Here is a 13,886-nt window from a genome sequence, read left to right on the forward strand (position 1 = left end):
CGCGATGGCGGCCATCTACACTCTGCTCGTCGCCCGGATGGAGTGAAAAGGAATGGATGACTACCTGATGCTGCAGATACTTCACGGCTTGCTGACCTTCCTCCTGTTCGTCGTCGCCGGCGGCCTGCTGTGGTTCGTGCTGCGTGCCTGGCACGGCGGCCTGCGTGGCTGGGCACCGAGCCTGCGCCAGTCCGTGCTGTTCGGCGTGCCGGCGCTGCTGGCCCTGGGCGTGGCCCTGCCGATCACCGGCTGGTGGCTGCTGGCCCTGGCGGAAATCCCCTTCGGCCTGACCTGGGTGCTGGGCAGCGCCATCCTTTACCTGCTGGCCGGCATCGCCTGGCTGGCCTTCACCCGGCGCCTGCTGGTGCTGCATGCCGGGGATGCGCCCAGCGCCGACCCGCGCAGCCGCTTCCTCGGCTTCAGCCTGGGTTACGGCGCGGTCGGCTTCCTGTTGCTGCTGATCATCCTCGTGCTGACCCTGGCCAAGCCGGCCTGAGCTTGGCCAGGCGCATCCTGCTGGTCGGTGCCAGCGGCTTTATCGGTCGTCACCTTCTGCGCGCCCTGTCTGCCGGCGGCCACAGCCTGGTCGCCACCTCCCGCTCGGGCACTGGGCCGCAGTTGCCCGGCGTCGCCTGGCAGCCGCTGGACCTGGAGTGCCTGGCTGAAAAGCCCGAGCTCTTCCCCTGGCCCGATGGCATCGACCTGGTGATCAACGCCGCCGGCGTGCTGGACAGCGACCTGGCGCGGCAAACCCGTGTGCAGGCCGATGGCGCCTGCGCCCTGTTCGACCTTGCCGCCCGCCACGGCGCGGCGGTGTTGCAGGTGTCCGCCCTGGGCGCGGGTGAGGCGGGCGGGTTGCCCTTCCTCGCCAGCAAGGCGCGGGCGGATGCACACCTGCTGGCCCTGGGCATTCCCGCCGTGGTGCTGCGGCCGTCCCTGGTGCTGGGCGAGGGTGGCGCCAGCAGCGCCTGGCTGGAGCGCCTCGCCGCATTGCCCCTGGCGCCCCTGCTGGATACCCGGGCGCGGAGCATGCCGCTGCATGTGGATGACCTGGTCGGCGCGGTGTCGGCCGTGCTGCGGCACTGGCCCGAACAGCCCGGGGTGCTGGAGCTGGTCGGCCCCGAAGCGCTGACCCAGGGCGAGCTGCTTGACCGCCTGCGCGCCCACATGGGCTGGAGCCCCGCGCGTTACCGTCGACTGCCGCCCATGCTGGCGGGTATCGCCACTCGCCTGCACCTGCTGGACCCGCAACTGCCGGCCCTGGCGCGGCAGGACAACCTGGGCGATGCCGCACCGTTGGAACAGTTCAGTGGCCATCGCCCGGCAGCGCTAGGCCAGCGCCTGGATTCCACCTGGCCGCAGAAGGCCCGGGCGGTGAACGGCTGGCTGCATCCCCTGATGCTGGCGGCCCTGGTGCTGATCTGGCTGGGCACCGCGCTGGTCTGCCTCGGCCCCGGGTTCGACTGGGGGCTGCGGATCATGGCGGAGATGGGTGTTTCCGGCCTGCTGGCCACGTTGGCGGTGGTGGGCGGTGCCTTGTTGGATGCGCTGCTGGGCATCGGCCTGCTGCTGCGGCGTTGGCGGCGCCACGCGCTGCTCGCGCAGCTGGGCCTGATGCTGGCCTATACGCTGCTGATCAGCCTGCTGCTTCCGCACTACTGGGCCGACCCTTATGCTGCGGTCGGCAAGAACCTCGTGCTCATGGTCGCCACCCTCTGGGTGCTGTGGCTGGAGCCCTCGCAACGGAAAACCGGATGAGCCTGTACCTGCTGCTGAAGACCCTGCACATCATGTCCTCCACCCTGCTGTTCGGCACCGGGCTGGGCTCGGCCTACTACGCCCTGCGCGCCTGGCGCAGCCAGCGGCTGGAGGTGATCGCCGTGACCTTCCGCCACCTGGTCACCGCCGACTGGCTGTTCATCGCCACCACGGCGGTGTTCCAGCCGTTCAGCGGCCTGGCCCTGGCCAAGCTGGCGGGCTGGCCCTTGAACCAGGTGTGGTTGCTGTGGAGCGTGGGCCTGTACGTGTTCGCCGGGCTCTGCTGGTTGCCGGTGGTGTGGCTGCAGATCCGCGTGCGCGACATGGCGCGCGATGCGCTGGCCGACGGCGGGGAACTGCCGGCCAGGGCGCACCTTTATATGAAGGTCTGGTTCATCCTGGGCTGGCCGGCCTTCATCGCCTTCGTCGGCATCTTCTTCCTGATGGTGGCCAAGCCGCTCTCGCTCTGAGGCGGCTCAGCGCAGGGAGATCACCGGCCAGCCGCGACGCTCGGCCTCGGCGCGCAGCTTGGGGTCGGGGTCGACCGCCACCGGGCGGGTCACCCGCTCCAGCAGCGGCAGGTCGTTGAGCGAATCACTGTAGAAGCTGGCGCCTTCCAGGCTCAGGCCGGTTTCGGCGAGCCAGCGCTCCAGGCGGGTGACCTTGCCGTCGCGGAAGCAGGGCACGTCGGTGGTGCGCCCGGTGTAGCGGCCGTTCTCCATCTCGCATTCGGTGGCCAGCAGGGTCTCGACCCCCAGGCGCGCGGCGATGGGGCCGGTGACGAAGCGGTTGGTGGCGGTGATGATCACCAGCTTGTCGCCCGCGGCGCGATGCTCGGCCAGCAGGGCCTCGCCCTTGGCCAGGATGATCGGCTCGACGCAATCACGCATGAACTCGCGGTGCCACTGCTCCAGCTGGGCCATCTCGGTGCGGCCGAGGATTTCCAGGCTGAAGTTCAGGTAGTCGGTGATGTTCAGGCGGCCGGCGAGGTAATCCTGGTAGAACTCGTCGTTGCGGCTCTTGTAGGCATCGCCGTCGAGAATGCCGCGTTCGCACAGGTAGTCGCCCCAGGCGTGATCGCTGTCGCCGCCGAGGAGGGTGTTGTCGAGATCGAAAAGGGCCAGGCGCACGTCTTTTACCTTGAATCGAAACTACGGAGGGCGGCCAGAATAACCACTTTTCCCCGGCCTGCCCATTGCGCTAAAAGCCCGCATTGCCGCGTTTACAGGCTTTATGGAACAATGCCGGAACATGCGTATGCGAGGTTGTTCGCCGTGATCGATCCCGATGGTTTTCGCCCCAATGTCGGCATCATTCTCGCCAATGAGGTCGGGCAGGTGCTGTGGGCTCGGCGTATCAATCAGGACGCCTGGCAGTTCCCCCAGGGGGGCATCAACCCCCGTGAGACGCCGGAAGAGGCGCTGTACCGCGAGCTGAACGAAGAGGTCGGGCTCGAGGAACGGGATGTGAAAATACTTGCATGCACCCGGGGCTGGTTGCGCTATCGTCTGCCGCAGCGTCTGGTGCGGACCCATAGCCAACCCCTGTGCATCGGGCAGAAGCAGAAGTGGTTCCTGCTGCGCCTGCAATCGGACGAGAACCGGGTTCGCATGGACCTGACCGGCAAGCCTGAGTTCGACGGCTGGCGCTGGGTCAGCTACTGGTACCCGCTGGGACAGGTCGTGACCTTCAAGCGAGAAGTCTACCGCCGTGCCCTCAAGGAATTAGCCCCGCGCCTGCTGGCGCAAGACTGACCCGGAGAAAGGCTACAAGGCCATGCTCAATACGCTGCGCAAGATCGTCCAGGAAGTGAACGCCGCCAAGGATCTGAAGGCGGCGTTGGCGATCATCGTGCTGCGGGTCAAGGAAGCCATGGGCAGCCAGGTCTGCTCCGTCTACCTGCTGGACCCCGAGTCCAACCGGTTCGTGCTGATGGCCACCGAGGGCCTGAACAAACGCTCCATCGGCAAGGTCAGCATGGCCCCCAACGAGGGCCTGGTCGGCCTGGTCGGCACCCGCGAGGAGCCGCTCAACCTGGAACACGCCGCCGACCACCCCCGCTATCGCTATTTCGCCGAAACCGGCGAGGAACGCTACGCCTCCTTCCTCGGCGCACCGATCATCCACCACCGCCGGGTGATGGGCGTTCTGGTGGTGCAGCAGAAGGAGCGCCGCCAGTTCGACGAGGGCGAGGAAGCCTTCCTCGTGACCATGAGCGCCCAGCTCGCGGGCGTCATCGCCCATGCCGAGGCCACCGGTTCGATCCGTGGCCTGGGCCGCCAGGGCAAGGGTATCCAGGAAGCCAAGTTCGTCGGCGTGCCCGGTGCGCCGGGCGCTGCCGTGGGCACCGCCGTGGTGGTGCTGCCGCCGGCCGACCTGGAAGTGGTGCCCGACCGCGCCGTCGATGACATCGAGGCCGAGGTCGAGCGCTTCAAGCAGGCCCTGGAAGCGGTGCGCGAAGACATGCGCCGCCTGTCGAGCAAGCTGGCCAGCCAGCTGCGCCCCGAGGAGCGGGCGCTGTTCGACGTCTACCTGATGATGCTCGACGATGCCTCCATCGGCCTGGAAGTGAAGAAGGTCATCCGCTCCGGCCAGTGGGCCCAGGGTGCCTTGCGCCAGGTGGTGATGGAGCACGTCAAGCGCTTCGAACTGATGGACGACGCCTACCTGCGCGAGCGCGCCTCCGACGTCAAGGACCTCGGCCGCCGCCTGCTCGCCTACTTGCAGGAAGAGCGCAAGCAGAACCTGGTGTACCAGGACAACACCATCCTGGTCAGTGAAGAACTGTCCCCGGCCATGCTCGGCGAAGTGCCCGAAGGCAAGCTGGTGGGCCTGATTTCGGTACTCGGCTCCGGCAACTCCCACGTCGCCATCCTCGCTCGCGCCATGGGTGTGCCCACGGTCATGGGCGTGGTCGACCTGCCGTACTCGAAGGTCGACGGCATCGAGCTGATCGTCGACGGCTACCACGGTGAAGTCTTCACCAACCCCTCCGCCGAGCTGCGTAAGCAGTACAGCGAAGTGGTCGAGGAGGAGCGCCAGCTGGTCAAGGGGCTCGACGCCCTGCGCAGCCTGCCCTGCGAAACCCTGGACGGCCACCGCATGCCGCTGTGGGTCAACACCGGCCTGCTGGCCGACGTGACCCGTGCCCAGGAGCGCGGCGCTGAAGGCGTCGGCCTGTATCGCACCGAAGTGCCGTTCATGATCAACGAGCGCTTCCCCAGCGAAAAGGAGCAGCTCGCCATCTACCGCGAGCAGCTCGCCGCCTTCCATCCGCTGCCGGTGACCATGCGCACCCTGGACATCGGTGGCGACAAGGCGCTGTCGTATTTCCCGATCAAGGAAAGCAACCCCTTCCTCGGCTGGCGCGGCATCCGCGTCACCCTCGACCACCCGGAAATCTTCCTGGTGCAGGTGCGCGCCATGCTCAAGGCCAGCGAAGGCCTGAACAACCTGCGCATCCTCCTGCCGATGATTTCCGGCGTGCAGGAGCTGGAAGAATCCCTGCACCTGATCCACCGCGCCTGGGGCGAGGTGCGTGACGAGGGCGTCGACATTCCCATGCCCCCGGTGGGCGTGATGATCGAGATCCCCGCGGCCGTGTACCAGACCCGCGAGCTGGCGCGCCAGGTGGACTTCCTCTCGGTGGGCTCCAACGACCTGACCCAATACCTGCTGGCGGTGGACCGCAACAACCCGCGCGTCGCCGACCTCTACGACTACCTGCACCCCGCGGTGCTGCAAGCGCTGGTCAAGGTGGTCAACGATGCCCACACCGAAGGCAAGCCGGTGAGCATCTGCGGCGAGATGGCCGGTGATCCCGCCGCTGCCGTCCTGCTGCTGGCCATGGGCTTCGACAGCCTGTCGATGAACGCCACCAACCTGCCCAAGGTGAAGTGGCTGCTGCGCCAGGTCAGCATCAGCAAGGCGCGCGAGCTGCTGGAGCAGCTGATGGGCATCGACAACCCGCAGGTTATCCACAGCTCCCTGCACCTGGCCCTGCGCAACCTGGGCCTGGGCCGCGTGATCAACCCGGCCGCCACCATCCAGGCCTGAGCCCCGCTTCCGGGGCTTGGCCACGCTGCATCTCGTTTTCCTTCCCATGGCAGCACCCGCGATCAACCCGCGCGGGTGCCTTGCTGTGCCGTGGGCATCCCCGGCGCACGGCAGGGGTCTGCCCTAGAGCACCATCTCCACCTGCCCCAGTTGCTCACCGTGGGGGCCGTAGCTGCGCTCCACCAGTTCGCGGCGGCCGTTGGCATGGACGATCAGCGCCGTGCTGGCGCGGGTGCCGTAGGTGCGGGTGGCGATGAACACCGGGGACAGCATGCGCTCGGTGTTCAGGCCCACGCCGGTATCGGGAAGGATCGCGTCCGGCGCCGCCTCGGGGTCGTGCATCAGGTTGAGCAGGGTGTCGGTGGTGACGCCTTGCAGGCACTCCGCCAGGGCCGCCTTGGCCCGCTCGACCTTTGGCCATGGCGTGTCGAGGTCGGCGTTGGACAGCCCGTAGATGCCGGCGGCCAGCGTTCTCGGCCCGCCGCTGCGGGGGTTGAGGAAGCACAGCTCGCGGCTGTCGCCCACCAGCAGGTTGAAGCCGGCGTAGTCGGCGGCGCGGCGCTGGGCGTCGGCGAGGAACTCGGCCGGGCCCAGCGTGCCGTTGAGGAACTGCACGCACAGCTCGCCACGGGAGCGCCCCACCGGGGGCAGGCGCGGGTCGCGGATATTGGTCAGGGCGGCGAAGCGGCCGTCGGGGCCGAGGCCCAGCCAGGTGCCGCCGGCTTCGAGGTCGCGGCCGGCGTAGAGGCCGGGGGCGTCTGGCCAGTGGGCCAGGGGTTGGGTGGGGCGGGCGTAGAACTCGTCACGGTTGGCAGCCAGTACCAGCGGGACTTCCTGTCCGGGTTGCCAGGCGAATGCGATGAGGCACATCTGGAGTCGTCTCCTTTTTGTTGTCGCGAGTCTAGCAGCCGCTCGGCGGCTCGCCATCGAGTCGTTGGAGCCTCGGGCGGGCTTCCGTTAACATGCCGCTTTGTTTTCGGGGGTGTCGATGGAATTCCTGCTCTACCTGGTACTCGGCGCCTGCGCCGGCGTGCTCGCCGGTCTGTTCGGCGTCGGTGGCGGCATGATCATCGTGCCGGTGCTGGTTTTCAGTTTCACTGCCCAGGGATTCGACCCCAGCATCCTGACCCACCTCGCCGTCGGTACCTCCCTGGCGACCATCATCTTCACCTCGATCAACGCCGTACGCGAGCACCATCGCAAGGGTGCGGTGCGTTGGCACATCTTCGCCTGGATGACCCTCGGCATCCTCCTCGGCGCGGCGCTGGGTTCGCTGACCGCCAAGGCGATCCAGGGGCCCATGCTGCAGAAGATCATCGGCTGCTTCGCCATTTTCGTTTCCCTGCAGATGGCCCTGGACCTCAAGCCCAAGGCCAGCCGCGACGTGCCCGGCAAGCCGGGGCTGACCGTCGCCGGTGCCTTCATCGGCTGGGCCTCGGCGATCTTCGGCATCGGCGGCGGCTCGCTGACCGTGCCCTTCCTCACCTGGCGCAGCGTGCCCATGCAGCAGGCGGTGGCCACGTCCTCCGCCTGTGGGCTGCCCATCGCCCTGGCCAGCGCCCTGTCGTTCATGGTGCTGGGCTGGAACGAGCCGCACCTGCCGCAGTGGAGCTTCGGTTTCGTCTATCTGCCCGCGCTGGCCGGCATCGCGCTGACCAGCATGTTCTTCGCCCGCTTCGGCGCCCGCCTGGCTCACCGCCTGTCGCCGCGTCTGCTCAAGCGCCTGTTCGCCCTGCTGCTGTTCTCGGTCGGGCTGAGTTTTCTGATCTAAGGAGTCGTGATGCTGGCTTATCCCCAGATCGATCCGGTGGCCCTGAGCCTCGGACCCCTGAAAATCCACTGGTACGGCCTGATGTACCTGATCGGCATCGGCGGTGCCTGGTGGCTGGCCTCGCGCCGCCTCAAGGCCTTCGACCCGACCTGGAGCCGCGAGAAGCTCTCCGACCTGGTGTTCTGGGTCGCCCTGGGCGTGATCGCCGGTGGCCGCCTCGGCTACGTGCTGTTCTATGACCTGTCGGCCTACCTCGCCAACCCGCTGCTGATCCTCGAGGTGTGGAAGGGCGGCATGTCGTTCCACGGCGGCCTGATCGGCGTGATGCTGGCGACCCTGTGGTTCGGCCGGCGCAACGGCAAGAGCTTCTTCCAGCTGATGGACTTCATCGCCCCGCTGGTGCCCATCGGCCTGGGCGCCGGGCGCATCGGCAACTTCATCAACTCCGAGCTCTGGGGCAAGGTCACCGACGTGCCCTGGGCGATGATCTTCCCCAATGGCGGCCCGCTGCCGCGTCACCCGTCGCAGCTGTACCAGTTCGCCCTCGAAGGCGTGGCGCTGTTCGCCATCCTCTGGTTCTACTCGCGCAAGCCGCGCCCGACCATGGCCGTCTCCGGCATGTTCGCGCTGTGCTACGGCATCTTCCGCTTCATCGTCGAGTTCGTCCGCGTACCGGATGCCCAGCTCGGTTACCTGGCCTTCGGCTGGCTGACCATGGGCCAGGTGCTCTGCGTGCCGATGATCCTCGGCGGCCTCGGCCTGATCGTCTGGGCCCACCGTCGCCAGCCCGTCCAAGGAGTCGCCTCGTGAAACAGTACCTCGACCTGATGCGCCTGGTGCGCGAGACCGGCACCTTCAAGAGCGACCGCACCGGCACCGGCACCTACAGCGTGTTCGGCCACCAGATGCGCTTCAACCTGGCCGATGGCTTCCCCTTGGTGACCACCAAGAAGTGCCACCTGAAGTCCATCGTTCACGAGCTGCTGTGGTTCCTCCAGGGCGACACCAACATCCGTTACCTGAAGGAAAACGGCGTCTCCATCTGGGACGAATGGGCCGACGAGAACGGCGACCTGGGCCCGGTCTACGGCTACCAGTGGCGCAGCTGGCCGGCGCCCAATGGCGAGTCGATCGACCAGATCGGCAAGCTGATCGAGATGATCCGCAAGAACCCGGACTCGCGCCGCCTGATCGTCTCCGCCTGGAACCCGGCCCTGGTGGATCAGATGGCCCTGCCGCCCTGCCACGCGCTGTTCCAGTTCTACGTGGCCGACGGCAAGCTCAGCTGCCAGCTGTACCAGCGTTCGGCGGACATCTTCCTCGGCGTGCCCTTCAACATCGCCAGCTACGCCCTGCTGACGCTGATGGTGGCGCAGGTCTGCGGCCTGGAGCCCGGCGACTTCGTCTGGACCGGCGGCGACTGCCACCTCTACGCCAACCACATCGAGCAGACCGACCTGCAGCTCAGCCGCGAGCCGCTGCCCCTGCCGACCATGAAGCTCAACCCCGAAGTGAAGGACCTGCTGGCCTTCAAGTTCGAGGACTTCGAGCTGGTGGGCTACCAGTCGCACCCGCACATCAAGGCGCCGGTCGCGGTCTGACCCGCTCGGGCTCCCCCAGGCGCGGCCCCAGGCACCTACCTGTGGTCGCCCGCCGGGTGGGGGCGAATTCATTCGCGAAGAATTTACCCCGATCCCCGGGCTGAAGCCCGGGCATGGATACCGTGGGGGCGTGGCTCTTGAGGGGCGAATTCATTGGCTCTGTCTGCGTTAAGTGTTGCTAGAAGAGTGGAGTCCAGCTGATTGCCGAGCTTTGCTGGTGCTTCTGGTTTCGCCCCCCCGGGCGAGTCCCTTTTCTCAATCGCCAGAAAAGGAACCAAAAGGGCTTGCCCCTCCATACGGGTCTGGCTGAAGCCAGACTTCCCTCGCTCCATCATCGTTCCAGGGGCACGCCGCGAAGGGCCATCCCTGGCCCATCGCGGCTCTCGCGACATCCATGTCGCTCAACCCCCTCCACGACGATTCGCTCGGCCTTCTGAAAGGGGCGTTTGGCGGCTGCTCCAACTTTGACTCGCCCGAGTCCCCGCATCGATGTGCGCATCACCTCTAGGCGCGCGGCACACACTACGTGGCGGCTGCTTTCGTAGGATGGGTAGAGCTACGCGAAACCCATCACGCGGAGCCTCAGGCATTCTTCGCCGTGCCTGCCCAAATCACCCCAACTCCGCCGCCAGCGCCTTCACCTGTTCCTGCCGCTCCGCCTGCTCCAGCTCCGCGCCGGGGTTGAGCGATGACCATTCCGGGTGCGCCCGCGCCTTGCCTAATGCCGGGGGCAACTTGCCCTGGCGCCATTGCTTCTCCTCCGGCGCCGTCATGCGGATGGCGTCGACGGCGGCGTGCCCGCGTGCGTCCAGGGCTTGCAGCAGCTGGCGCTGGCGCAGGGCGAGCAGGCGCAGGATGGCATCGTCCACGGTCAGCTCGCGCTGGCCACGGATCTTGCCCAGCAGGCGCTCGCCGTAGTGGCCGACGGTTTGCCAGGCACCCCCGGCGATGGCGCCCAGGGCTGCCGCGGCGCCCAGGGTCAGGCCGCCCACCAGCAGGTCGACGCCAGCCCCGGCGGCGGCACCGGCCGCCAGGCCGCTGCCCAGGCGCACGCCGAGCTGCTTGAGGGTTTCGGGGTTGAACAGGTCATCGCCCCAGCGCCCGTCCAGCAGCGGCAGGTCGCCGGCGGCGGCATCCTCCGGGCGGAACGCATGCAGGCGCAGCAGGGCATCGACGCAGGCCTGTTCGCGGGCGCGCACCTGCTGGCGCAGGGCCTCGGTGGCCCGGGCCAGGCTGGCCTCGTCGGCGGGTACGCTGCGGCGGCAGGCGGCGACATCCAGCAGCAGCTCGGCGATCAATCGTGCCCCGGCCCGCTGGCGCAGGCCGCGTTGGGCCTCGTGGTCCTCGATCAACCGTTGCAACTGCGGGCGTGCCCGTTCCAGCAGCAGGGCCAGGCTTTCGTAGAGGCGGCGCTCGCCATCCAGGGGCGGCGCCACGCTGTCGAAGCGCACCAGCGCGTGCAGGCCCAGGCGTGCCAGGGCATCGCGCCATTCGGCTTCGCGGTGGTTGTTCACCGCGACGAAGTTCAGCACCGGCAGCAGCGGCCGGCCGCACATGGCTAGCACCGCCAGCTCGTCGCGGTACTTGGCCAGCACCGGCTCGCGGGCGTCGATCACATAGAGGCCGGCATCGGAGGCCAGCAACTGGCGCAGCACCTTGGCTTCCTGCTCGAAGCGCTGGCGCGCCTCGCTGCCGTCGAGGAAACGTGCCAGCCGCGCCGGGCCGTCCATGCGCTCGCCGGGGCGCTCCAGGCGTTCCAGGTAGTCGAGCAGGGCAATGGCGTCTTCCAGGCCGGGGGTGTCGTAGAGCTCCAGCAGCGGCTGGCCGTCCACCGACAGGCGCGCGCCCTCGACATGGCGGGTGGTGCTGGGGCGGTGGGACACCTCGCCGAAGCCGCGGTCGCGCAGCAGGGTGCGCAGCAGCGAGGTCTTGCCGACGTTGGTGTGGCCGACCACGGCCAGTTTCAGTGCATCAGTCATGGCCCTTCTCCAGCCAGGCGAGGGGCGAGCTGTCGGCATGCTCCAGCTCCAGACGCGACAGGGCCTGGTGCCATTCGCCCAGGCGCAGGCTGTCCAGCGCCGCGCCCGGTGGGGCCGGCAGCAGCCAGACGCGCGTGGCGGCGGCGCAGCGCGCCAGTTCGCCGATCAGTGCCAGGGTGCCGCGGTCCGGCGAGCGGCGCGGGTCGCAGGCGATGGCCAGGCGTTGCGGCGGGAAGCGGGTGAGCTGCTCCAGCAGGCGCTGGCGTTGCTCGCGGCTGTCGAGGATGCCGGCATCGCCCACGCCGCGCGGCAGGGTCGGCGGCCAGGGGCGGCTATCGTCCAGCTCGATGGCCACCAGCAAGGCGCCGCTGCCGCTGTCGGGGTGGGCCTGGGCGGCGTCGGCCGGGGCCAGGCCGGGGTCGGCGTCGAGCACGCCAAGGCGTTCGCTGGCCGGTTGCAGGCGCTCGCGCAGCAGGCCGTAGCCGGGCAGGGCGAGGTCCAGGTCGAGCCGTTCGCGGCCGCCGCGCCAGCGCCACAGGCACAGCAGCGTCAGTGCCAGGCGCGGCAGCAGGCCGTAGACCAGGCACACCCCCAGCAGCCAGCCGGACCAGGCCTGGCGCGCATCGGCAGCGGCCACCACGTCGCTGCTGGCGCGGATGGTGTCGGCGTCCGGCAGGGCGAAGCCGAGCAGGGCGGGCAGGGCGCCCAGGGCCTGGGTCAGGGCGACGAAGGTGTCGCTGCCGAGGATGGTGGTTTCCCAGACGAAGCCGTAGCGCCGGGTGGCCAGTAGCGCCAGCAGGCAGAGCAGTGCAGTGCCTAGGCTGAGGCTCCAGAGCCCGTTGACCAGTGCGCCCAGGCCCCAGCGGGCGAGACGGCGACGTTGCAGCAGCACCAGCAGCGCCGGGCCCAGTTGCGCGGCGGCGGCGTCCCGGGCGAGCTTGCCGCTGAGCCACCACCAGAGGCGGCCGAGGACGCTGGCGTGGCCGCCGAAGGCCAGGCCCAGCAGCCAGCCAAGGAGCATCAACAGGTGCAGGCCGAGCAGGCTGCCCAGGGCCCAGAACACATTGACCGGGCGCTGGCCGTCACCCAGTGCGGCCACTGCCATGGCGCTGCCGGCGGCGAGGGCCACCAGCAACAACGCGGCGAAGGCCAGGCGTGCGCCCTGCAACCAGTGCAGCAGGGCGGCCAGTTGGCCGTCGCGTTCGGCGAGCCACAGGGCGCGGGTCTGGATGCGCTGGGCGAGGTCGCCGCCAGCGGCATTGGCGCGGCGGTTGGCTTCGCCGTCTTCCAGCGGGCCGGCGTGTTCTTCGCGCAGGCGCACGGCTTCGGTCAGCCAGAGGCGTTGCAGGGGAGTGAGGTTCGGCGGTGGGCTCTCGGTCACGCGGGTTCTCTTCCGGTGGGACGAGGCAGAAGCATAACCGCTGAACGGCGGGAAGGTGGAACCCCGGCCGTCTGGGCCGGGGTGTCGCGGCGTGCGGGTCAGTGGGTGGCCCGCTGCTCCCTGACGCGCACGGCGATGTCCGGCTGGTCGATGAACAGGCCGTCGATGCCGGCGTCGAGGAAGGCGTTGATCTCCGCCTCGATATCACCGCGCACCTGCGGGTCGCTGCCGTTGCGCAGGTTGGTGGGGAGGAAGGCGTTCTCCGCGCGGAAGGTGTAGGGGTGCACCTTGAGCCCGGCGGCGTGGGCGTCGGCGACGAAGCGCGTGGGCTGGCCCAGGTTGCCGGCGGCGTCGCGGGGGATCACGTAGGCCTTGTCCGGGCCGACGCCGGCGGCATAGCGGGCGACGGTCTTGAGGCCGGCGGCGCTGGCCATCTTGGCGTAGGTCAGGCCAGTGCCCAGCACCTGCTGGTCATAGGGCTGGCCGGCGCCGTAGAGCTGGATCAGGCGGATGCTGCTCTGCCGGGCGATGCGCTGCAGGTTGTCCACCTCGAAGGACTGGATGTACACCGCCGAGCGGCGGTCGGTGTAGCCGTTGCGCTGCAGGGTGCGCAGCAGCGGTTTCTCCATGGCCAGGCCGAGCTGCTGGAAGTGGGTGGGGTGCTTGGTCTCGATGTACAGGCCGATGCGCCGCTGCTGGCTGAGCTGCAGGCTTTTCACCAGGTCGATGATCTCCTGCAGGGTGGGAATCTCGAAGGCGCCGTCCAGCCGCGCGTTGCCCGGGCGCACCTGGGGGATGCGCTCGATGGCCTTGAGGGTCTTCAGCTCGGCCAGGGTGAAGTCTTCGCTGAACCAGCCGGTGAGCGCCACGCCGTCGATGTTCTGGGTGCGCTTGCGGTCGGCGAACTCGGGGTGCTTGCCGACGTCGGTGGTCAGCCCCAGTTCGTTGTCGTGGCGGGCCACCAGCTGGCCGTCGCGGGTCATCACCAGGTCCGGCTCGACGAAGTCGGCGCCTTGCAGGGCGGCCAGGGCGTAGGAGGCCAGGGTGTGCTCCGGCACGTAGCCGCTGGCGCCGCGATGGCCGACCACCAGCGGCTTGCCCTCGCCCTGGGCATGGCCCTTGGCGGCGCGGGGCTGCTGGGCGGCCCAGTCGATGGCGGATTGCACCGGGTCCGGCGCGGCGAATGAACAGAGGGGCAACGTCAGGCTGCAGACCGCCAGCCAATGCCGCAGGGTGGAAATGGATGCCATGGGGCGTCTCCTTGCGGTAGGGGAAGCGCAAGCCTGCCGCAGGATAGATGACGGTTTGTGGTGCGCCGCGCGGCAAGTGTTGCGAGGCGT

Annotated in this window: 13 protein-coding genes; 8 read left to right on the plus strand and 5 right to left on the minus strand. The window is 68.7% G+C overall.

Annotated features, from left to right (window positions below):
• The first annotated feature begins 52 nt into the window (after nt 1-52).
• The 3 genes from ACXI0U_RS25575 to ACXI0U_RS25585 are packed head-to-tail and all read left to right on the plus strand — an operon-like array spanning nt 53 to nt 2,228.
• Nucleotides 53-496, plus strand: coding sequence for a DUF2269 family protein (locus ACXI0U_RS25575; RefSeq protein ID WP_374979580.1), 444 nt, complete (start codon nt 53-55; stop codon nt 494-496).
• Nucleotides 497-498: 2 nt separating this feature from the next.
• Complete coding sequence (locus ACXI0U_RS25580) at nt 499-1,758, plus strand: SDR family oxidoreductase (protein WP_479551003.1); 1,260 nt, start codon at nt 499-501, stop codon at nt 1,756-1,758.
• A complete protein-coding gene (locus ACXI0U_RS25585) occupies nt 1,755-2,228 on the plus strand; it encodes a DUF2269 family protein (protein ID WP_021218303.1) in 474 nt (157 codons plus the stop codon). The genes ACXI0U_RS25580 and ACXI0U_RS25585 overlap by 4 nt, the downstream gene beginning before the upstream one ends.
• Nucleotides 2,229-2,234: 6 nt before the next feature.
• Here the strand turns inward: ACXI0U_RS25585 and ACXI0U_RS25590 are convergent, their stop codons facing one another.
• Nucleotides 2,235-2,888, minus strand: a complete 654-nt coding sequence (locus tag ACXI0U_RS25590) for a histidinol-phosphatase (RefSeq protein ID WP_021218304.1) — start codon at nt 2,886-2,888, stop codon at nt 2,235-2,237.
• Nucleotides 2,889-3,032: 144 nt separating this feature from the next.
• On the opposite strand from ACXI0U_RS25590, the gene ACXI0U_RS25595 reads away from it, so the two are divergent.
• Together ACXI0U_RS25595 and ptsP are read left to right on the plus strand one after the other, a co-directional pair.
• Nucleotides 3,033-3,512 carry an RNA pyrophosphohydrolase gene (locus ACXI0U_RS25595; protein ID WP_081672122.1) on the plus strand — a complete coding sequence of 160 codons (480 nt, stop codon included), beginning with the start codon at nt 3,033-3,035 and terminating at the stop codon, nt 3,510-3,512.
• 22 nt (nt 3,513-3,534) lie between these two features.
• Nucleotides 3,535-5,814, plus strand: a complete 2,280-nt coding sequence (ptsP, locus tag ACXI0U_RS25600; protein ID WP_021218306.1) for a phosphoenolpyruvate--protein phosphotransferase — start codon at nt 3,535-3,537, stop codon at nt 5,812-5,814.
• Between the two features lie 123 nt (nt 5,815-5,937).
• Here the strand turns inward: ptsP and ACXI0U_RS25605 are convergent, their stop codons facing one another.
• The gene (locus ACXI0U_RS25605; RefSeq protein ID WP_271659673.1) at nt 5,938-6,684 is read right to left on the minus strand and encodes an NRDE family protein; all 747 of its coding nucleotides are present in this window, start codon (nt 6,682-6,684) and stop codon (nt 5,938-5,940) included.
• Between the two features lie 118 nt (nt 6,685-6,802).
• Here ACXI0U_RS25605 and ACXI0U_RS25610 point away from each other — a divergent pair, with 118 nt between their 5' ends.
• Genes ACXI0U_RS25610 through ACXI0U_RS25620 form a run of 3 tightly spaced genes read left to right on the plus strand, consistent with a single transcriptional unit; the run spans nt 6,803 to nt 9,186 of the window.
• Entirely contained in the window at nt 6,803-7,585 is a 783-nt protein-coding gene (locus tag ACXI0U_RS25610; protein WP_021218308.1) for a sulfite exporter TauE/SafE family protein, read from the plus strand.
• A gap of 9 nt (nt 7,586-7,594) precedes the next feature.
• A complete protein-coding gene (lgt, locus tag ACXI0U_RS25615; RefSeq protein ID WP_479551004.1) occupies nt 7,595-8,395 on the plus strand; it encodes a prolipoprotein diacylglyceryl transferase in 801 nt (266 codons plus the stop codon).
• A complete protein-coding gene (locus ACXI0U_RS25620) occupies nt 8,392-9,186 on the plus strand; it encodes a thymidylate synthase (protein ID WP_184488374.1) in 795 nt (264 codons plus the stop codon). Before lgt ends, ACXI0U_RS25620 begins: the two co-directional genes overlap by 4 nt.
• Nucleotides 9,187-9,797: 611 nt before the next feature.
• On the opposite strand, the gene ACXI0U_RS25625 is transcribed toward ACXI0U_RS25620, so the two are convergent.
• The 3 genes from ACXI0U_RS25625 to ACXI0U_RS25635 all read right to left on the minus strand — a co-directional run bounded on the left by ACXI0U_RS25625 (nt 9,798) and on the right by ACXI0U_RS25635 (nt 13,796).
• Complete coding sequence (locus ACXI0U_RS25625) at nt 9,798-11,165, minus strand: GTPase/DUF3482 domain-containing protein (RefSeq protein WP_431483164.1); 1,368 nt, start codon at nt 11,163-11,165, stop codon at nt 9,798-9,800.
• Nucleotides 11,158-12,546, minus strand: coding sequence for a DUF2868 domain-containing protein (locus tag ACXI0U_RS25630; protein WP_350447491.1), 1,389 nt, complete (start codon nt 12,544-12,546; stop codon nt 11,158-11,160). The genes ACXI0U_RS25625 and ACXI0U_RS25630 overlap by 8 nt, the downstream gene beginning before the upstream one ends.
• 98 nt (nt 12,547-12,644) lie before the next feature.
• Nucleotides 12,645-13,796 carry a glycerophosphodiester phosphodiesterase gene (locus ACXI0U_RS25635; protein ID WP_043245815.1) on the minus strand — a complete coding sequence of 384 codons (1,152 nt, stop codon included), beginning with the start codon at nt 13,794-13,796 and terminating at the stop codon, nt 12,645-12,647.
• Nucleotides 13,797-13,886: the final 90 nt, after the last annotated feature.

This window comes from Pseudomonas sp. C9D1, assembly GCF_056491235.1.

Coding starts and splice junctions, on each gene's coding strand:
- ACXI0U_RS25575 (WP_374979580.1), top strand. CDS start 53: ATGGATGACTACCTGATGCTGCAGATACTTCACGGCTTGCTGACCTTC.
- ACXI0U_RS25585 (WP_021218303.1), top strand. CDS start 1,755: ATGAGCCTGTACCTGCTGCTGAAGACCCTGCACATCATGTCCTCCACC.
- ptsP (WP_021218306.1), top strand. CDS start 3,535: ATGCTCAATACGCTGCGCAAGATCGTCCAGGAAGTGAACGCCGCCAAG.
- ACXI0U_RS25605 (WP_271659673.1), bottom strand. CDS start 6,684: ATGTGCCTCATCGCATTCGCCTGGCAACCCGGACAGGAAGTCCCGCTG.
- ACXI0U_RS25610 (WP_021218308.1), top strand. CDS start 6,803: ATGGAATTCCTGCTCTACCTGGTACTCGGCGCCTGCGCCGGCGTGCTC.
- lgt (WP_479551004.1), top strand. CDS start 7,595: ATGCTGGCTTATCCCCAGATCGATCCGGTGGCCCTGAGCCTCGGACCC.
- ACXI0U_RS25625 (WP_431483164.1), bottom strand. CDS start 11,165: ATGACTGATGCACTGAAACTGGCCGTGGTCGGCCACACCAACGTCGGC.
- ACXI0U_RS25635 (WP_043245815.1), bottom strand. CDS start 13,796: ATGGCATCCATTTCCACCCTGCGGCATTGGCTGGCGGTCTGCAGCCTG.